Source organism: Pseudomonas sp. NPDC088414, assembly GCF_044753325.1.
Lineage (GTDB): Bacteria > Pseudomonadota > Gammaproteobacteria > Pseudomonadales > Pseudomonadaceae > Aquipseudomonas.
In genome coordinates this window covers 12,267-30,695 of record NZ_JBIVMY010000018.1, presented here as the reverse complement: position 1 = coordinate 30,695, position 18,429 = coordinate 12,267, and the positions used below count along the sequence as shown (strand labels likewise).

Below are 18,429 nucleotides of genomic sequence, written 5' to 3'. Positions count from 1 at the left end.
CACCACCGCGCTTGATTGATGCGCCCCGCTCACACGCCTACCTTGGCTCCACGACAGCGAACCCCGTGGAGTGAGCATGACAACAACAATTTCCCCCGACTCGCGCTGGACGCGGCGGCGTGACGAGAAGCAGCGGCGTCTGGACAAGGTGCGCGGGCTGGCCGACGGTGTGGTGTTGCCCAGCGACAAGATCGTCGCCGCGCTTGAAGCGTTGATCCATCCCGGCGACCGCGTGGTGCTGGAGGGCAACAACCAGAAGCAGGCGGATTTCCTTTCCCGTTCGCTGGCCAAAGCCGATCCGGCCAAGCTGCATGATCTGCACATGATCATGCCCAGCGTCGGTCGCTCCGAGCACCTGGACCTGTTCGAACGCGGCATCGCCCGCAAGCTGGATTTCTCCTTCGCCGGCACCCAGAGCCTGCGCATCAGCCAGTTGCTCGAAGACGGCCTGCTGGAAGTCGGTGCGATCCACACTTACATCGAACTCTATGCGCGGCTGGTGGTGGACCTGATCCCCAACGTCGTGCTCTCGGCCGGGTTCATGGCCGACCGCGCCGGCAACATCTACACCGGCCCCAGCACCGAAGACACCCCGGCACTGATCGAACCGGCGGCCTTCAGCGACGGCATCGTCATCGTCCAGGTCAACCAGTTGGTGGACGACGTCAGCGAATTGCCGCGCGTGGATATCCCGGCCTCGTGGGTGGATTTCGTCGTGGTGGCCGACAAGCCGTTCTACATCGAACCGCTGTTCACCCGCGATCCACGGCACATCAAACCGGTGCACGTGCTGATGGCGATGATGGCGATTCGCGGGATCTACGAAAAACACAACGTGCAGTCGCTCAACCACGGCATCGGTTTCAACACCGCCGCCATCGAGCTGATCCTGCCGACCTACGGCGAATCCCTCGGCCTCAAAGGCAAGATCTGCCGTAACTGGACGCTCAACCCGCACCCGACCCTGATCCCGGCGATCGAGAGCGGCTGGGTCGAAAGCGTGCATTGCTTCGGCACCGAACTGGGCATGGAAAACTACATCGCCGCACGCCCCGACGTGTTCTTCACCGGCCGCGACGGCTCGCTGCGCTCCAACCGGATGTTCTGCCAACTCGCCGGGCAATACGCGGTGGATCTGTTCATCGGCGCAACGCTGCAGGTCGATGGCGACGGCCATTCTTCGACCGTCACCCGTGGTCGCCTCGCCGGTTTCGGCGGTGCGCCGAACATGGGCCACGACCCGCGCGGTCGGCGTCACGGCACCCCCGCGTGGCTCGACATGCGCCACGACGACGCGCCGCAACCGATGCTCGAACGCGGCAAGAAACTGGTGGTGCAAATGGTCGAGACCTTCCAGGAGGGCGGCAAACCGACCTTCGTCGAAACCCTCGACGCGGTGGAAGTGGCGAAGAAAAGCGGTATGCCGCTGGCGCCGATCATGATCTACGGCGACGACGTTACCCACCTGCTCACCGAAGAAGGCATCGCCTACCTGTACAAGGCGCGCTCGCTGGAGGAGCGTCAGGCGATGATCGCAGCGGTCGCCGGCGTCACCGCCATCGGTCTGCGCCACAACCCGAAAGATACCGAACGCATGCGCCGCGAAGGCCTGATCGCCTTGCCCGAAGACCTCGGCATCCGCCGCACCGACGCCACCCGTGAACTGCTGGCGGCGAAAAGCGTGGCCGATCTGGTCGAGTGGTCCGGCGGCCTGTACAACCCGCCCGCCAAATTCAGGAGTTGGTAATGCACGCACTCAACCTGCAAGCGAAACCCCTGAGCCTGAGCGAACGCCTGTCGGATCTGGCAGTGGATGCACTGATCGACGAAGCCGATCTGTCGCCGAAACCGGCGCTGGTCGACCGGCGTGGCAATGGCGCGCACACCGATCTGCACTTGGGCCTGATGCACGCTTCGGCGTTGTCGTTATGGCCGGCGTTCAAGGAAATGGCTGAAGCGGCGGTGGACATCGGCGAAGTCGATTCAACGTTGCGCGAAGCGATTGGTCGGATCGGCCGTGAAGGCGAGCAAGCCATGCTCACGACCACCAACGGCGTGAACACCCATCGCGGTGCCATTTGGGCGCTGGGATTATTGGTGACGGCGGCTGCACTGGAACCGAAATCCTCAAGTGCCAACGCCGTCTCTGTTCGCGCCGCACGTCTGGCATTACTCAATGACCGCTACGCACCAAAACCGCTGAGCCACGGCGCACAAGTCGCCCTGCGTTACGGCGCACGCGGTGCCCGTGAGGAAGCGCAACTCGGCTTTCCGTCCGTGCTGCAACGCGGCCTGCCGCAACTCAAGCGCAGCCGCGCCAGCGGCCACGGCGAACAGAACGCCCGGCTCGATGCGCTGCTGGCGATCATGACCGATCTGGCCGACACCTGCGTGCTCTACCGCGCCGGTGAACCAGGCCTGCAGGCCATGCAACACGGCGCGCAAGCAGTGCTCGACGCTGGCGGCAGCGCCAGCCTCACCGGGCGTCGTCGCCTGCACGAACTGGATCAACAACTCATCGCATTGAATGCCTCGCCCGGTGGCGCCGCCGACTTGCTCGCCGCCACGCTGCTGCTCGACCGAATCGAGCGCGACGGCATCCTTCAGGGAGCGTTTTGATGGAAACCTTATCCTTTGAATTCCCCGCCGGGCAGCCGCCACGCGGGCGGGCGCTGGTCGGTTGTGTCGGCTCGGGCGATCTGGAAGTGCTGATCGAACCGGGGCTGGCCGGCAAGCTGACGATCAATGTGCAGACCTCGGTCAACGGTGCGCAGCAGCGCTGGCAGCATCTGTTTGCGCGGATGTTCGACGGCACCACCCCACCGGCGATGGCCATCGATATCCACGATTTCGGCGCCACGCCGGGTGTGGTGCGGCTGCGTCTGGAACAAGGTTTCGAGGAGATCGACCATGACTGACAGCACAGCGCTGTTGCACAAGCACAGCTTCGTCGAACTCGGGGCGCGGCAACGGGCGAAAGCCTTGCCCGACGCCGGGACCTTCCGTGAATTGCTCGACCCGTTTCAACGGGTCATGTCGCCGTGGCTCGAGCGCCAGGGCGTGGTGCCGCAAGCCGATGACGGCGTGGTGATCGCCAAGGGCAGCCTCGACGGTTTGCCGGTGGTGATCGCCGCCATCGAGGGCGCGTTCCAGGGCGGCAGCCTCGGCGAAGTCGGCGGGGCGAAGATTGCCGGCGCGCTGGAACTGGCCGCCGAAGACAACCGCAAGGGCATCCCGACTCGCGCCATTCTGCTGCTGGAAACCGGTGGCGTGCGTTTGCAGGAAGCCAACCTCGGGCTGGCGGCGATTGCCGATATTCACGCGGCGATTGTCGATTTGCAGCAGTACCAACCGGTGGTCGGTGTGGTCGCGGGCAGCGTCGGTTGCTTCGGCGGCATGTCGATTGCCGCTGCTTTGTGCAGCTATTTGCTGGTGACCCAGGAAGCACGCATCGGTTTGAACGGCCCGCAGGTGATCGAGCAGGAAGCCGGGATCGAAGAATACGACTCCCGCGACCGGCCCTTCATCTGGAGCCTGACCGGTGGCGAGCAGCGATTCGCCAGTGGCTTGGTGGATCGTTATGTCGCCGATGATGTGGCGCAGATCCGCCAGCAAATCGGTGAACTGTTGCAGCAAGGTTTGCCAGCACAACCGCGCAGTCAGCGTGCCGAATGGTTCCTGCAACGCCTGAACCGTTTGGAAACTGCCAGGCAAATCGAACCGTCGGTGGTTCGCGATCTGTATCAAGGAGAGCGCTCATGAGTGGTTATTCCGTGCGCGGTTTGAACTGGTTCAACGCCCTGACCGGTGGGGCGAAAGCGGTCGAAGGTTTGCCGCCATCGTTGAAGGTCGCCGATGGCGAACTCGGGCGGTTTATCGCTGTGGTCGCTGACCCGGACAACCGCTTTCCACGCGCTCGCAATGGCGAAGTCGGTTTGCTCGAAGGCTGGGGTCTGGCGAAGGCTGTGGATGACGCGATCACGGCAGATCGCGACAAAGCGCAGAAGCGCCCGATCATCGCCATCGTCGACGTCCCGAGCCAGGCTTACGGTCGTCGCGAAGAAGCCCTCGGCATTCATCAGGCCCTGGCCGGTGCGGCGGACAGTTATGCCCGCGCCCGTCTGGCCGGGCATCCGGTGATTGCGCTGCTGGTGGGCAAGGCCATGTCCGGGGCGTTTCTCGCCCACGGTTATCAGGCCAACCGCTTGATTGCCCTGCGCGATCCCGGGGTGATGGTGCATGCGATGGGCAAGGCCTCGGCGGCGCGAGTGACGCTGCGCAGTGTCGAGGAACTGGAAGCACTGGCCGCCAGCGTGCCGCCGATGGCCTATGACATCGACAGCTACGCCAGCCTCGGATTGCTCTGGGAAACCCTGTCGGTGCAGCAGATCGAGCAGCCGACAGCGGAGGATCTGGCGCGGGTGACCGAGTGCCTGAAACAGGCTATCGACGATATCTCCGGCACTGACTTGCGCAAGCGTCTCGGCGCGAAAAATCGTGAGGCCTCCAGCCGCGTGCGTGAACTGCTGAGGGCGCAGTGGTGAACCTGCCATTGGCCCACGACCTGCTGTGGGGCATGACCCCGGCGCAGCTGCCGGCGGATGCGCCGCAGTGGGCGATCGAGTCGCTGGCTGCCGGGCAACCGGTGGTGGTGCGGCGAGCTGTTAGCGCTGAAGGTTTGGTCGCGGTGGGTATTCGCGGTGTGTTGCGTGAGCAGCGGCTGGCGGCGTTCATGGCGCTTGAGGCGATTGTGCGTCGGGTCAGTCCGGAGGCGCTGTGTCATGTCGGTTGCGAGCGCGATTTGCCAGTGATGCAGGCACTCAATCAACTGCGACCAATGCTCGATGATTGCGGTTGGGTCTGGGGTGTCAGCGGCAGTGTCGGGTTTGAATTGGCCAGTGGTTTTAGAGCGATGCACGCGGCCAGCGATCTCGATCTGATTCTGCGGACACCGCAACTGATCACGCGTAATCAGGCACGCAAACTGGTCGAGCGTTTCGATCAGGCTGTGTGCCGGGTCGACATGCAATTGCAGACGCCGTTCGGTGCAGTCGCCTTGCGCGAATGGGCCAGCGGTTCGGCTCGAGTGCTGCTGAAAAACGCCCATCAAGCGTGTCTGGTCGCTGATCCGTGGAACCCGCAGGAGCAGGCAGCGTGAGCAGCTTGTTGGTGTTCCCCGGCCAGGGTGCGCAACAACCGGGCATGCTCCAGCGTTTGCCTCGGGAAACCTTGACCGAGGCCAGCGACGTACTCGGTGAAGATGTTTCGCTGCTCGATTCTGCCGACGCGTTGCGCAGCACCCGGGCGGTTCAGCTGTGTCTGTTGATCGCTGGGGTCGCTGCCTCGCGGCAGTTGCTGCAGGACGGACTCACGGCGGATTACGTCGCCGGCCTGTCCATCGGTGCGTACCCGGCAGCGGTGGGCGCCGGGGCCTTGAGTTTCAGCGATGCGCTGCATCTGGTCAGTCTGCGTGGCGAGTTGATGCAGCAAGCTTATCCACAGGGCTATGGCATGACCGCAATCATCGGTCTGCAATTATCCACCGTCGAAACGCTGCTGGCGCAGGTGCACAGCGTGGAGTCGCCGGTGTATCTGGCCAACATCAATTCCGATAACCAGGTGGTGATTGCCGGCAGCGACGCGGCGATGCAAGCGGTGGCGGAGCTGGCGCGCAGTCAGGGCGCCGGTCTGGCCAAACGCCTGGCGGTGAGTGTGCCATCGCACTGTCCGTTGCTGGAGGCACCGGCGCAAACCCTCGCCGAAGCCTTTGCCAAGGTTGCACTGAAGACCCCGAAAATCGCTTACCTGAGTGGCAGTCGCGCGCGTCCGCTGATCAAGACTGACGCCCTGCGCGACGATCTCGCGTTCAACATGTGCCGCGTGGTGGACTGGCGCGGCACCGTGCAAAGCGCTTACGAGCGCGGCGTACGTTTACAAATCGAACTGCCGCCCGGTGCGGTGCTGACCGGGCTGGCGCGCCGGGCGTTCGAATCGGGCACGGTCACTGCCTTTGACGGTGCGCGTCTGGACACCTTGCAGGCGCTGTTGCGTGAGGAGGAAAACCGCCGACCCTAAACCGCCGCGACTCAGGCTTCGAACAACAAAAACAACATTCGACGATGCACTTTGAGGACTACAACAATGATTATTTACGGTGTGGCGCTGTTGGCGATCTGTACGCTGGCAGGGGTGATCATGGGTGACATGCTCGGCGTGTTGCTGGGCGTCAAATCCAACGTCGGCGGGGTCGGCATCGCCATGATCCTGTTGATCTGCGCGCGGTTGTGGATGCAGAAACGCGGCGGCATGACCAAGGATTGTGAGATGGGCGTCGGCTTCTGGGGCGCGATGTACATTCCGGTGGTGGTGGCGATGGCCGCGCAACAGAACGTTGTCACCGCCCTGCACGGCGGCCCGGTGGCGGTGCTGGCGGCCATCGGTTCGGTGCTGGTGTGTGGCTGCACGATTGCCTTGATCAGCCGCACCCATAAGGGTGAACCATTGCCCGACGAACCGGTGGAAGTCACTCCGGTCGGCACCCCGGTAGGAGGTCGCTGACATGTGGGCACTCATTGAAAACGGTCTGGAACACAATGGCCTGATCACCGCGTTCGCTTTCGTCGGCGTGATCATGTGGGTCTCGGTGATTCTCTCGAAACGCCTGACCTTCGGGCGCATTCACGGCTCGGCCATTGCCATCGTCATCGGTCTGGTGCTGGCCTGGGTCGGCGGCACCCTGACCGGCGGCCAGAAAGGCCTGGCGGATCTGACGCTGTTCTCCGGCATCGGTCTGATGGGCGGGGCGATGCTGCGGGATTTCGCGATCGTCGCCACGGCGTTCGAAGTGCAGGCGACCGAAGCGAAGAAGGCCGGGTTGATCGGCGTGATTGCGCTGTTGCTTGGTACGATCCTGCCGTTCATTGTCGGCGCGTGCATGGCCTGGGCCTTCGGCTATCGCGATGCGGTGAGCATGACCACCATCGGCGCCGGTGCGGTGACTTACATCGTCGGCCCGGTGACTGGTGCGGCGATTGGCGCGACTTCGGATGTGATGGCGCTGTCGATTGCTACCGGGTTGATCAAGGCGATTCTGGTGATGGTCGGCACGCCGGTCGCGGCGCGCTGGATGGGCCTGGATAACCCGCGTTCGGCGATGGTATTCGGCGGCCTGGCCGGGACGGTGAGCGGGGTGACCGCGGGGCTGGCAGCGACGGATAGGCGGTTGGTGCCTTATGGGGCGTTGACGGCGACGTTCCACACCGGGCTTGGGTGCTTGCTGGGGCCTTCGTTGTTGTTCTTCATTGTTCGCGGGATTGTGGGCTGAAGTTCAAAAGCCCCTCACCCTAGCCCTCTCCCGGAGGGAGAGGGGACTGACCGAGGTGGATGTTGGAGGTACGCCGACCTGAAATTCCTGAGTCGAACTCAGGTTTTGAAAAGCCCCCGATCTGCTCCCTTTCCCCCTCTACCCCTTGGGGGAGAGGGCTGGGGTGAGGGGGTTGCTCTTGTTCTAAACCCCAGCCTGCCGATTCGCATACATCCGACACTCCGCCAGCAACGCCAGCAAATTCGGATCACGCTCCTTGGCCTTCAAGAACACCACGCCAATGTGCTGCTGCAAGCGGTACTTCTCCTGCAACGGAATCAGCTTCACCCGGTTCTCGTACACCGCCGCAATCCGCCCCGGCAGCAACGCATAACCCACTCCCGAGCTGACCATGCTCAGCAGGGTGAAGATGTCGTTGACCTGCATCGCCACCTTCGGCTCGAAGCCCGCCTGCTTGAACACCCGGATGCCGTCCTGGTGGGTGGCGAAGCCTTGGGTCAGGGTGATGAAGGTTTCGTCGCGCACCTCCGCCAGATCGACTTCCTGACGCTGGGCGAATCTTGAATCTGCCGGCGTGGCGAGGAAAATGTCATCGGAGAACAGCGGGATCTGCTCGCAGTCCGGATCGCTGACTGTGTCGTCCAGCGACACCAGGATCGCGTCGACTTCCATGTTCTTCAGCTTGTAGAGCAAGTCGATGTTCGAGCCGAGGATCAGGTCGATGTTGAGTTCGCTGCGGCGGATCTTCAGGCCCATGATCAGTTGCGGTACGGTTTTCACCGTCAGCGAATACAGCGAGCCGAGCTTGAAGCGTTCAGCGGAGAATCCGGCAGCCTCGCGGGTCAGGCGCACGCTTTCGACCACGTCTTGAATCAGCTTCTGCGCGCGTTCTTCGAGGACGTAGGCGCTTTCCAGTGGCGTCAGGTTGCGCCCTTCGTGCTTGAACAGCGGGCAGCGCAGGGCGCTTTCCAGCGAATGGATCGCCCGGTGCACGCTGACATTGCTGGTCTGCAACTCGGCCGCGGCGCGCGCCAGATTGCCGGTGCGCATGAAGGCGAGGAACACCTCGAGTTTTTTCAGGGTCAATTCTTCGTCGATCAGCATGGCGCGGACTCTTTTTCGAATGCGTCGATTGTGCCTTGAAGATCAAAAGATCGCAGCCTTCGGCAGCTCCTACCTGTGGAATGCGATCTTCCTGTAGGAGCTGCCGCAGGCTGCGATCTTTTGATCCTGGCTTTGAACAGAAACATTGCGCTTTTACGCTCAAGGCCCGAGCCTTGCGCGCTGCGGTAACGAATAACGAGGTGAGCGACACATGTATCACGGGGAAAAACTCAACGCCTGGACGCATCTTGTCGGGGCAGTGGCCGCATTTATCGGCGGGGTGTGGATGCTGGTGATTGCCAGCCTCGACGGCAGTCCGTGGAAGATTGTCAGTGTGGCGATCTACGCCTTTACCTTGCTGGTGCTCTACAGCGCCTCGACCGTGTACCACAGCGTGCGCGGGCGCAAGAAAGCGATCATGAAGAAGGTCGATCACTTTTCGATCTACCTGCTGATCGCCGGCAGCTACACGCCGTTCTGTCTGGTGACGCTGCGCGGACCGTGGGGCTGGACGCTGTTCGGGATTGTCTGGGGGCTGGCGCTGATCGGCATCTTGCAAGAGATCAAGCCACGCTCGGAGGCGCGGATCCTGTCGATCGTGATCTATGCGGTGATGGGCTGGATTGTGCTGGTGGCGGTCAAGCCGTTGATTGCGGCGTTGGGCACGGCAGGCTTTGCCTGGCTGGCGTCGGGCGGGTTGCTGTACACCGTGGGCATTATCTTTTTTGCCCTGGATCACCGGTTGCGCCATGCGCACGGGATCTGGCATCTGTTCGTGATCGCCGGGAGCCTGCTGCACTTTGTGGCGATTCTGTTTTATGTCTTGTAGACCGAGTTGCTGCCAATCGCTGGCAAGCCAGCTCCCACAGGTTTTTATGTTGAACACATCAGCGTGTTCCAACCTCATTCCTGTGGGAGCTGGCTTGCCAGCGATGGGGCCCTAGAAGTCACCCCAAAGCTGCTGGGCCACCGCCAGTGCAACCACCGGCGCGGTTTCGGTGCGCAGCACCCGCGGCCCAAGGCGTGCGGCATGGAAGCCGTTGCCCTTGGCCTGCTCGACCTCGGCATCTGACAAACCACCCTCCGGCCCGATCAGAAACGCCAGCGTCGCCGGTCTGGCATGGCTGACCAACGGCTCGGCCACCGGGTGCAGCACCAGTTTCAGTTCGGCTTCGGTCTGCTTGATCCAGTCCGCCAACAACACCGGCGGATGAATCACCGGTACCCGCGAACGACCGCACTGCTCACAGGCGCTGATCGCCACCTGACGCCAGTGCAGCAGGCGTTTGTCGGCGCGTTCGTCCTTCAGGCGCACTTCGCAGCGGTCGCTGAAGATCGGGGTGATTTCCGTCACGCCCAGCTCGGTGGCTTTCTGGATCGCCCAGTCCATCCGTTCGCCCCGGGACAGGCCTTGGCCGAGGTGGATCTGCAGCGGCGATTCAATCTGTCCGGCGAACTGCTCGTCGATCTGCACGACGACGCGTTTCTTGCCGACTTCCACCAGCGCGCCGCGAAATTCATGGCCGGAGCCGTCGAACAACTGCACCGCATCGCCCTCGGCCATGCGCAGCACGCGGCTGATGTAATGCGCCTGGGCTTCCGGCAGTTCGTGTTCGCCGGTGCTCAGGGGGGCGTCGATAAAGAAGCGGGACAGTCTCATGGTGGGTCTCTAAAAAGATGTGAATCAGTTGGATCGGTGTCGACTTCATTCGCGAGCAAGCTCGCTCCCACATTTGGAATGCATTTCCCTGTGGGAGCGAGCTTGCTCGCGAAAGCGGCAGTTCAGGCGCCACAAATTTTCAATCAGCCCGGATCGCGGAACCCCGGGTGGAAATCTTTTGGCACCGCCACGCTGACGCTGTCACGGGTGGCGATGTCGATGCCTTCGCTGGCGACTTCGGCGAGGAAGTCGATCTGCTCCGGGGTGATCACGTACGGCGGCAGGAAATACACCACGCTGCCCAGCGGCCGCAGCAACGCGCCGCGCTCCAGCGCATGCTGGAACACCTTCAGGCCACGGCGTTCCTGCCAAGGGTAGGCCTCTTTGGTGGCTTTATCCTTGACCATCTCGATCGCCAGCACCATGCCGGTCTGCCGCACTTCCGAGACATTCGGGTGATCAACCAGATGCGCAGTGGCCGAGGCCATGCGCCGGGCCAAGGCCTGGTTGTTCTCGATGACGTGGTCCTGCTCGAAGATATCCAGCGTCGCCAGCGCCGCCGCACAGGCCAGCGGGTTGCCGGTGTAGCTGTGCGAATGGAGGAAGGCGCGCAGGGTCGGGTAGTCGTCGTAGAACGCGCTGTAGACCTCGTCGGTGGTCAGGCACGCCGCCAGCGGCAGGTAGCCGCCGGTCAGGGCCTTGGACAGGCAGAGGAAGTCCGGGCGGATGCCGGCCTGCTCACAGGCGAACATGGTCCCGGTACGGCCGAAGCCAACGGCGATTTCGTCGTGGATCAGGTGCACGCCATATCGGTCGCAGGCCTCGCGCAGCAGCTTGAGGTACACCGGATGATACATGCGCATGCCGCCGGCGCCCTGAATCAATGGCTCGACGATCACTGCCGCAACGCTGTCATGATGTTCTGCCAAGGTTTGTTCCATGGCGGCGAACAGGTTGCGCGAATGCTCTTCCCAGCTCATGCCTTCGGGGCGCAGGTAGCAATCGGGGCTTGGCACCTTGATGGTGTCCATCAGCAGCGCTTTGTAGGTCTCGGTGAACAGCGGCACGTCGCCGACCGCCATCGCTGCCATGGTTTCGCCGTGGTAGCTGTTGGTCAGGGTGACGAAGCGCTTCTTGTTCGGCTGGCCGCGGTTGAGCCAGTAGTGAAAGCTCATTTTCAGCGCGACTTCGATGCAGGACGAACCGTTATCGGCGTAGAACACCCGGTTCAGGCCTTCCGGGGTCATCTTCACCAGACGTTCGGACAGTTCGATCACCGGTTGATGGCTGAAACCGGCGAGAATCACGTGTTCCAGCTGATCGACCTGATCCTTGATGCGCTGGTTGATGCGCGGGTTGGCGTGGCCGAACACGTTGACCCACCAGGAGCTGACGGCATCGAGGTAGCGCTTGCCTTCGAAGTCTTCGAGCCAGACGCCTTCACCGCGTTTGATCGGGATCAGCGGCAGCTGTTCGTGGTCTTTCATCTGGGTGCAGGGATGCCACAGCACCGCGAGGTCGCGTTGCATCCACTGGTTATTCAGGCCCATTTACAGTCTCCTCGAGGCGGCTCGCGTCAGGCGCGGGCAAACAATCGCGCAAGCCTATGCAATGCATCGCGCCGGGACAACCCATTGCGTCGATTGAGCTACTTTGTATGGGCCGATAGACGTCGCTGGCGGCGTTTTGATGGCTGACGTATTCTTCGCGGTTCTTTGGGTCGTCTGACCCGCAAAACTGCTTTTTCCTACGTGTATTTCCGGAGTTCGCTGAATGTCTGTCGGTTGGCTGCGCGCCTGTGCGCTGGTGATGTTGGGGCTGTTCAGCGTTACGGCGCTGGCCAAGGATAAAACCGCAATCGTGATCGGCGGCGGCCTGTCGGGCCTGACCGCAGCTTACGAGCTGCAAAACAAGGGTTGGCAGGTCACCCTGCTGGAAGCCAAACCGAGCCTGGGCGGACGCTCGGGCATGGCCACCAGCGAGTGGATCGGCAACGACAAGACCCAGCCGGTGCTGAACAAGTACGTCTCGACCTTCAAGCTGAGCACCACGCCAGCCCCTGAATTCGTGCGCACTCCGGGTTATCTGATCGACGGCGAGTATTTTTCCGCTGCCGATCTGGCGACCAAGCAACCGGCCACCGCCGATGCCTTGAAGCGCTACCAGAAAACCCTCGACGATCTGGCACGCTCGATCGACGACCCGCAGAACCCGGCCGCGACCAACACTCTGCATGCACTGGACCAGATCAACGTGTCGAGCTGGCTGGACAAGCAGAACCTGCCGGCCACCGCGCGTCAGTTGATCAACCAGGACATTCGCACCCACTACGACGAGCCTTCGCGGCTGTCGCTGCTGTATTTCGCCCAGCAGAACCGCGTGTATCGCGGCGTTTCTGACCGCGACCTGCGTGCTTCGCGTCTGGTCGGCGGCAGCCAGGTACTGGCCCAGGCCTTCGTCAAACAGATCAAGACCATCAAGACCAACTCGCCGGTTTCTGCGATCACTCAGGACAAGGACGGCGTGACCGTCAAGGTCGGCAGTGTTGGCTACCAGGCTGATTACGTGGTGCTGGCCGTGCCGCTGCGTGCGCTGAACAAGATTGCGCTGACCCCGGCACTGGACGCTCAGCACCTGGCCGCGATCAAGGGCACCAACTACGGCTGGCGCGACCAGATCATGTTGAAGTTCAAGACGCCTGTGTGGGAAAGCAAGGCGCGCATGTCCGGTGAGATCTACAGCAACGCAGGTCTGGGCATGCTTTGGATCGAGCCGGCGCTGAAGGGCGGCGCCAACGTGGTGATCAACCTGTCCGGCGACAACGCCCGTGTGATGCAGGCGTTCGGCGACAAGCAGATGGTCGATCAGGTGCTGATCCGCCTGCACGCGTTTTATCCACAGGCCCGTGGCTCTTTCACCGGCTATGAAATCCGCCGCTACAGCACCGACCCGTCGATGGGCGGCGCCTACCTGGCTTACGGCCCGGGCCAGATCAGCAAGTTCTGGCGCATGTGGGAACGTCCGTTGCAACGCGTAACGTTTGCTGGCGAGCACACTGACACCTTGTACCCGGGCACCCTGGAAGGCGCGCTGCGCACCGGTCAGCGTGCGGCCAGTCAGGTTGAAGACCTGGCCGCCGGCAAGTCGTTTGAACCGGTCAAAGTAGTTCCAGCCGCAGCAGCGGCAGGCGCGGCGGGTGCCGTGGCGGCGAAGAAGGGCAACTTCTTCAGCAACCTGTTTGGCGGTTCGGATGACGAGAAGAAGCCAGAGCCTGTGAAGGCGCCTGAGCCGGCTCCAGCGCCAGCGGCTCCGGCGCCTGTACCGGCTCCAGCCCCTGCGCCAGCTCCGGTGGAAGCGCCGAAACCAGCGACCCCGGTGAAGGCTGAACCGGCGAAGAAAGCGGCGGCCAAGCCTGCAGCGAAGAAGCCGGCGGCGAAAACCGAGGCGAAGAAGCCTGCGGCCAAACCGGCGGCGAAAAAGGCTGAACCGGCGAAGAAGCCTGCGGCCAAGCCGGCTACAACCCCGGCTCCGGCGGCAAACACCGATAGCAAAGCGCAGTAAGGCTTTGCGGTGAATGAAAAGCGCGGCTCAGGCCGCGCTTTTTTATTGCCTGTGAGAACCTCATCGCGGGCAAGCCCGCTCCCACAGGTTTTGCGGTGAACGCAGAGTTTGTGTGCGCTATTGTCCACTGTGGGAGCGGGCTTGCCCGCGATGAGGCCTGTTCAAACAGCACATCATCAAGATCTTCCACCTGACACCCCGCGACACTTTCGCCTTTAATCTTTCCTTAACACGCCACTTACAGACTCTTGATCGTATTTCTCGATCTTTCAAAGCGAAATTTTCCGCTTTAATTCGATAGATAACTCGCTAGTCTTGGTTCGCAGTTCTCACAGGATTTGGGCAATGCAGCTACGTAACTCTGCTTCACGCTATGGTTGGGTCAGCATCTTCATGCACTGGGGCGTGGCGCTGGCGGTCTACGGACTGTTCGCGCTGGGTCTGTGGATGGTGGGGCTGGATTACTACAGCAGCTGGCGCAAAGACGCGCCGGATCTGCACAAGAGCATCGGTCTGGTGCTGCTGGGTGTGATGGTGTTGCGGGTGTTGTGGCGCTTTATCAGCCCACCGCCACCGACGCTGCAAAGCTACAGCCGCATGACCCGCATCGGCGCGAAATTCGGCCACGGGTTTCTGTACGTCGGGCTGTTCGCTGTGATGCTCGCCGGTTACCTGATTTCCACCGCAGACGGTGTCGGGATCCCGGTGTTTGGCCTGTTTGAAGTTCCTGCACTGGTTTCCGGGCTACCGGATCAGGCAGATACCGCTGGGGTGATTCATCTCTGGCTGGCATGGGCGCTGGTAATTTTTTCCGGTCTCCATGCGTTGGCAGCATTGAAGCACCACTTTATCGATCGTGATGCGACCCTGACGCGAATGCTCGGTCGCAAAGCCTGAAATTCAACCTCGACTCAAAGGAAAAGAAAGCATGTTGAAAAAGACTCTGGCCGCTCTGGCAATCGGTTCTGCCGTACTGTCCGCGAACGTGATGGCTGCTGATTACACCGTCGACAAGGAAGGCCAGCACGCTTTCGTCGACTTCAAGATCAGCCACCTGGGCTACAGCTTCATCACCGGTACCTTCAAGGACATCGACGGCAAGTTCAGCTTTGACGCCGCCAAGCCTGAAGACAGCAAAATCGAATTCAACGTGAAAACCGCCAGCGTGTTCACCAACCACGCCGAGCGCGACAAGCACATCTCCAGCAAAGACTTCCTGGACGTGGGCAAATACGCTGACGCCAAATTCGTCTCCACCAGCGTCAAATCCACCGGCAAGAACGCCGCTGGCAAAGACACTGCAGACGTGACCGGCGACCTGACCCTGCACGGCGTGACCAAGCCAATCGTGGTCAAGGCTGTGTTCCTGGGTGAAGGCAAGGATCCATGGGGCGGCTACCGTGCCGGCTTCGAAGGCACCACCAGCATCAAGCGCTCTGATTTCGGCAAGATGATGGACCTGGGTCCACAGTCCGACAACGTCGATCTGTACATCTCGTTTGAAGGTGTGAAAGCGAAGTAATTTTCGCCGCCATACAAAAACGCCCTCGGTCGCAAGGCCGGGGGCGTTTTTTATTGCCCGCCACAATCCGGAGCCCCTGTAGGAGCTGACGAAGGCTGCGATCTTTTGAGGTTGGTTTTTTCAGGATCAAAAGATCGCAGCCTTCGGCAGCTCCTACATAAAGCGGGTTCTGGGACATCCATAAAAAATGCCCCGGCTCTTTCGAGTCGGGGCATTTTTCAGGGCAGCGATAACTCAGCGATTGCGGGTCAGCAAGGCTGGTTTTTCACCGCGCGGGCGGGTCGGCAGTTGATCGAGCTGCTCAGGTGTCGGGAAGCGGTCGGCTTTCGATTCCTTGTGCATGATCTTCGGCCCGGTGCTGCGCGGGTTCTGCACGGCCGGTTCGGCGCGTTGCTGATCGTCGCGAGCCGGGCGGCGGTTGCGTGAGGACTCGTCACGACGGCCCTGGCCATCACGCGGAGCACCGTTGCGCGGGCCGCTGCGTTTGCCCGGTGGGGTGCCGGTGCTCGAACCGTTGCTGTTGCGCGGACCGTTCTGGCGACCCTGCGACTGACCGCCGCGTGGAGCGCCTGCGCCTGCACCTTGTGCCGGAGCACCCGGACGACGGCCACGGCCACCGGCTGGAGCAGCTTTCGGCACGTAATCCACGCGGTTACCGAAGTTATCGATATCGTCGTCGAGGAACTCGTCCGGTGCACGATCAGCCGCCGCACGCGGTGGCTGGCTCGGACGCTGTTCGCGGGCCGGGGTGCCTTCACGTGGTTTCTGCTGACGGGCAGGGCGCTCGCCGCGTTCGCCGGCGGGTTTTTCCTTGCCCTTGTCTTTGCCTTTGTCCTTGCGACCGCCGCCACCGCCACCGCCATTCGGACCATCGCCACGCGGGCCACGGGAGTTGCGCGGGTTGCGCATGTCCGGGCGCTCGCGCACTTCAGGCTTCTCGGCCTCGATGGTGCTGGCATCGAAGCCCATCAGGTCGCCGTCGGCGATTTTCTGCTTGGTCATGCGCTCAATGCTTTTCAGCAGTTTTTCTTCGTCCGGGGCCACCAGCGAGATCGCCTCGCCCGAACGACCGGCACGGCCAGTACGGCCGATACGGTGCACATAGTCTTCATCGACGTTCGGCAGTTCGAAGTTGACCACGTGTGGCAACTGATCGATGTCCAGACCGCGCGCGGCGATGTCGGTCGCGACCAGAATGCGCACTTCACCGGCCTTGAAGTCGGCCAGGGCTTTGGTGCGGGCGTTCTGGCTCTTGTTGCCGTGGATCGCCACAGCCGGCAGGCCGTGTTTGTCCAGGTACTCGGCCAGACGGTTGGCGCCGTGCTTGGTGCGGGTGAACACCAGTACCTGTTCCCAGGCGCCGGCGGTGATCAGGTGCGCCAGCAGGGCACGCTTGTGGCTGGCCGGCAGACGGAACACGCGTTGCTCGATGCGCTCGACCGTGGTGTTCGGCGGCGTGACTTCGATGCGTTCCGGGTTGTGCAGCAGCTTGCCGGCAAGATCGGTGATGTCTTTGGAGAACGTCGCCGAGAACAGCAGGTTCTGACGCTTGGCCGGCAGACGTGCGAGGACTTTCTTCACGTCGTGGACGAAGCCCATGTCGAGCATGCGGTCGGCTTCGTCGAGGACGAGGATTTCGACGTGGGACAGATCGACACTGCCCTGGCCTGCGAGGTCGAGCAGACGGCCCGGGCACGCGACGAGCACGTCAACGCCACGGGACATGGCCTGGACTTGCGGGTTCATGCCGACGCCACCGAAGATGCAGGCGCTGACGAATTTCAGGTCACGGGCGTAGATCTTGAAGCTCTCGTGAACCTGGGCCGCGAGTTCGCGGGTTGGGGTCAGGACCAGTACGCGCGGTTGGCGCGGGCCATGACGCTGGGATTTGTCCGGGTGACCGTTGGGGAACAACCGCTCCAGGATCGGAAGGGCGAAACCGCCGGTTTTACCGGTACCTGTCTGTGCCGCAACCATCAGGTCGCGACCTTGCAACACGGCGGGAATGGCCCGCTGTTGCACCGGAGTAGGCTCGGTATAGCCCGCATCTTCGATGGCACGGACTAAAGCCTCGGAGAGACCGAGGGAAGCAAAGGACATGAGTAATCCTGTTTTAGTTAGGGCTTGGCCCAATGGGAGTCTTGCCTGGCGCGAATCGCGTTTAAGAGGACGCAATCCCGTCCGGTCCTGCTGCGGTTCCGAAGGCACGTCAGGAGCGCTCGCGCGGGCTGAAAGCTGCGCTGTAGCGGGTCGAGAGGCCTGTTACGGTTCCGGGCGTCCGGGCGTGAGCCTGGCGGGAACGCCGGAGTATAACAGAGCAATCACTGCGCGCTGCTTTCCTGCTGCTCAACGGTTTTGCGGCTGGCCGAAGCATTGCCCAGTGGCACTGCATCGACCGGGGCAGCGCCATAGCGTGCGCTGAGCTCGGCGTAGGCCGGTTCACGCTTGAAACGCTTGAGCTCGGCGCCAAAACGCGCCACCAGCAGATCCATGCCGGCATTGCGTCGAACCGCCAGATATTGGCTCTGACGACTGATGACCGTGGGGTTTTCGGTGATTTGATCGCGAATATTCAGTTGATCGAGCAAATGCTGGCCCACGCGGCGATCGGTGATCAGCAAGTCGATGCGTCCGCGCAGCAGTTTGCCGAAGTTGGCTTCGTGGGTCGGTGCCGGCTCGCGGGTGAATAGTGTCGACTGGCTGAAGTCCGGGCTGTACAGATAGCCCGGCGAAGTGCCGATGGTCAGGCCTTTGAGGTCTTCGAGCTGGCGGAACGGATGGGGACGGTCGTTGGCGTAGAACATCACGAACTCGACGTCCGACAGCGGTTCGATGGGGTAGAGCAGGGTGGCATCGCGCTCGTCGCTGTGAAAAATATCCAGCGCGCCGTCAGCCTGACCGGTTTCGAGCATCGACAGGCAACGCTTCCATGGCAGGAACTGCCACTCGACCTCGATCCCCAGACGCTTGAACACAATGGCGGTGGTTTCGTAGTCCAGCCCGAGGTTCTTGCCATCCTCTTCGTACACGTACGGTGCCCAAGGCTCGGTGACAATACGCAGCTTCTCGCCCCGAGCGGCAAAGCTCAGGCAAGCAAAAACCAGCACCGTGAATAATTGCGCGATCAAAGGCATGGCTTGAGATTACGACGAGAAACGCGAAAGAGCCAGAAAGTGCCTGCACAAGCTCTAATTCGGGGATTCAAAAGCAAAAAATCGCAGCAACGACACCCCTGTAGGAGCTGCCGAAGGCTGCGAT

18 protein-coding genes are annotated in these 18,429 nt (G+C 62.1%); 13 read left to right on the top strand and 5 right to left on the bottom strand.

The annotated features are described in order from the left end of the window. The first annotated feature begins 76 nt into the window (after positions 1 to 76). The 9 genes from mdcA (at position 77) to madM (ending at position 7,324) form a co-directional block, all read left to right on the top strand. The gene (gene mdcA, locus ACIP8I_RS16485; RefSeq protein ID WP_108184078.1) at positions 77 to 1,747 is read left to right on the top strand and encodes a malonate decarboxylase subunit alpha; all 1,671 of its coding nucleotides are present in this window, start codon (positions 77 to 79) and stop codon (positions 1,745 to 1,747) included. Further along, entirely contained in the window at positions 1,747 to 2,619 is an 873-nt protein-coding gene (locus tag ACIP8I_RS16480) for a triphosphoribosyl-dephospho-CoA synthase (protein WP_400762442.1), read from the top strand. The genes mdcA and ACIP8I_RS16480 overlap by 1 nt, the downstream gene beginning before the upstream one ends. Beyond that, positions 2,619 to 2,918: a malonate decarboxylase subunit delta gene (locus ACIP8I_RS16475; RefSeq protein ID WP_098966054.1), complete on the top strand. Its 300-nt coding sequence runs from the start codon at positions 2,619 to 2,621 to the stop codon at positions 2,916 to 2,918. The genes ACIP8I_RS16480 and ACIP8I_RS16475 overlap by 1 nt, the downstream gene beginning before the upstream one ends. Beyond that, entirely contained in the window at positions 2,911 to 3,762 is an 852-nt protein-coding gene (locus ACIP8I_RS16470; RefSeq protein WP_400762440.1) for a biotin-independent malonate decarboxylase subunit beta, read from the top strand. The genes ACIP8I_RS16475 and ACIP8I_RS16470 overlap by 8 nt, the downstream gene beginning before the upstream one ends. Then, positions 3,759 to 4,544, top strand: coding sequence for a biotin-independent malonate decarboxylase subunit gamma (gene mdcE / locus ACIP8I_RS16465; RefSeq protein ID WP_400762438.1), 786 nt, complete (start codon positions 3,759 to 3,761; stop codon positions 4,542 to 4,544). The genes ACIP8I_RS16470 and mdcE overlap by 4 nt, the downstream gene beginning before the upstream one ends. After that, entirely contained in the window at positions 4,538 to 5,158 is a 621-nt protein-coding gene (locus tag ACIP8I_RS16460) for a malonate decarboxylase holo-ACP synthase (RefSeq protein ID WP_400762436.1), read from the top strand. Before mdcE ends, ACIP8I_RS16460 begins: the two co-directional genes overlap by 7 nt. Then, on the top strand, positions 5,155 to 6,075 hold the full coding sequence (gene mdcH / locus ACIP8I_RS16455; RefSeq protein WP_400762434.1) for a malonate decarboxylase subunit epsilon: 921 nt from the start codon (positions 5,155 to 5,157) through the stop codon (positions 6,073 to 6,075). The genes ACIP8I_RS16460 and mdcH overlap by 4 nt, the downstream gene beginning before the upstream one ends. A gap of 66 nt (positions 6,076 to 6,141) precedes the next feature. Further along, on the top strand, positions 6,142 to 6,558 hold the full coding sequence (gene madL, locus ACIP8I_RS16450) for a malonate transporter subunit MadL (protein WP_027610595.1): 417 nt from the start codon (positions 6,142 to 6,144) through the stop codon (positions 6,556 to 6,558). Between the two features lies 1 nt (position 6,559). After that, positions 6,560 to 7,324 carry a malonate transporter subunit MadM gene (gene madM / locus ACIP8I_RS16445; RefSeq protein ID WP_103485191.1) on the top strand — a complete coding sequence of 255 codons (765 nt, stop codon included), beginning with the start codon at positions 6,560 to 6,562 and terminating at the stop codon, positions 7,322 to 7,324. A 183-nt stretch (positions 7,325 to 7,507) separates the two neighbouring features. On the opposite strand, the gene ACIP8I_RS16440 is transcribed toward madM, so the two are convergent. Further along, complete coding sequence (locus ACIP8I_RS16440; protein WP_045122660.1) at positions 7,508 to 8,428, bottom strand: LysR substrate-binding domain-containing protein; 921 nt, start codon at positions 8,426 to 8,428, stop codon at positions 7,508 to 7,510. A gap of 211 nt (positions 8,429 to 8,639) precedes the next feature. On the opposite strand from ACIP8I_RS16440, the gene ACIP8I_RS16435 reads away from it, so the two are divergent. Next, complete coding sequence (locus ACIP8I_RS16435; protein WP_400762432.1) at positions 8,640 to 9,257, top strand: hemolysin III family protein; 618 nt, start codon at positions 8,640 to 8,642, stop codon at positions 9,255 to 9,257. 111 nt (positions 9,258 to 9,368) lie between these two features. On the opposite strand, the gene ACIP8I_RS16430 is transcribed toward ACIP8I_RS16435, so the two are convergent. Then, positions 9,369 to 10,088: a 16S rRNA (uracil(1498)-N(3))-methyltransferase gene (locus ACIP8I_RS16430; protein WP_329697156.1), complete on the bottom strand. Its 720-nt coding sequence runs from the start codon at positions 10,086 to 10,088 to the stop codon at positions 9,369 to 9,371. A gap of 143 nt (positions 10,089 to 10,231) precedes the next feature. Then, the gene (locus tag ACIP8I_RS16425; RefSeq protein ID WP_400762430.1) at positions 10,232 to 11,638 is read right to left on the bottom strand and encodes an adenosylmethionine--8-amino-7-oxononanoate transaminase; all 1,407 of its coding nucleotides are present in this window, start codon (positions 11,636 to 11,638) and stop codon (positions 10,232 to 10,234) included. A gap of 223 nt (positions 11,639 to 11,861) precedes the next feature. Between ACIP8I_RS16425 and ACIP8I_RS16420 the strand changes: the two genes are divergently transcribed. The 3 genes from ACIP8I_RS16420 (at position 11,862) to ACIP8I_RS16410 (ending at position 15,171) form a co-directional block, all read left to right on the top strand. After that, a complete protein-coding gene (locus ACIP8I_RS16420) occupies positions 11,862 to 13,649 on the top strand; it encodes a flavin monoamine oxidase family protein (protein WP_400762429.1) in 1,788 nt (595 codons plus the stop codon). A 345-nt stretch (positions 13,650 to 13,994) separates the two neighbouring features. Further along, a complete protein-coding gene (locus ACIP8I_RS16415; RefSeq protein ID WP_007962073.1) occupies positions 13,995 to 14,546 on the top strand; it encodes a cytochrome b in 552 nt (183 codons plus the stop codon). 31 nt (positions 14,547 to 14,577) lie between these two features. Further along, positions 14,578 to 15,171, top strand: a complete 594-nt coding sequence (locus ACIP8I_RS16410; protein WP_346609180.1) for a YceI family protein — start codon at positions 14,578 to 14,580, stop codon at positions 15,169 to 15,171. Positions 15,172 to 15,405: 234 nt separating this feature from the next. Here the strand turns inward: ACIP8I_RS16410 and ACIP8I_RS16405 are convergent, their stop codons facing one another. Together ACIP8I_RS16405 and ACIP8I_RS16400 are read right to left on the bottom strand one after the other, a co-directional pair. Continuing rightward, positions 15,406 to 17,271 (bottom strand): DEAD/DEAH box helicase, encoded by a 1,866-nt coding sequence (locus ACIP8I_RS16405; RefSeq protein WP_098966035.1) that lies wholly within the window; start codon positions 17,269 to 17,271, stop codon positions 15,406 to 15,408. A gap of 221 nt (positions 17,272 to 17,492) precedes the next feature. Beyond that, complete coding sequence (locus ACIP8I_RS16400; RefSeq protein WP_400762427.1) at positions 17,493 to 18,305, bottom strand: substrate-binding periplasmic protein; 813 nt, start codon at positions 18,303 to 18,305, stop codon at positions 17,493 to 17,495. Between the last annotated feature and the right edge of the window lie 124 nt (positions 18,306 to 18,429).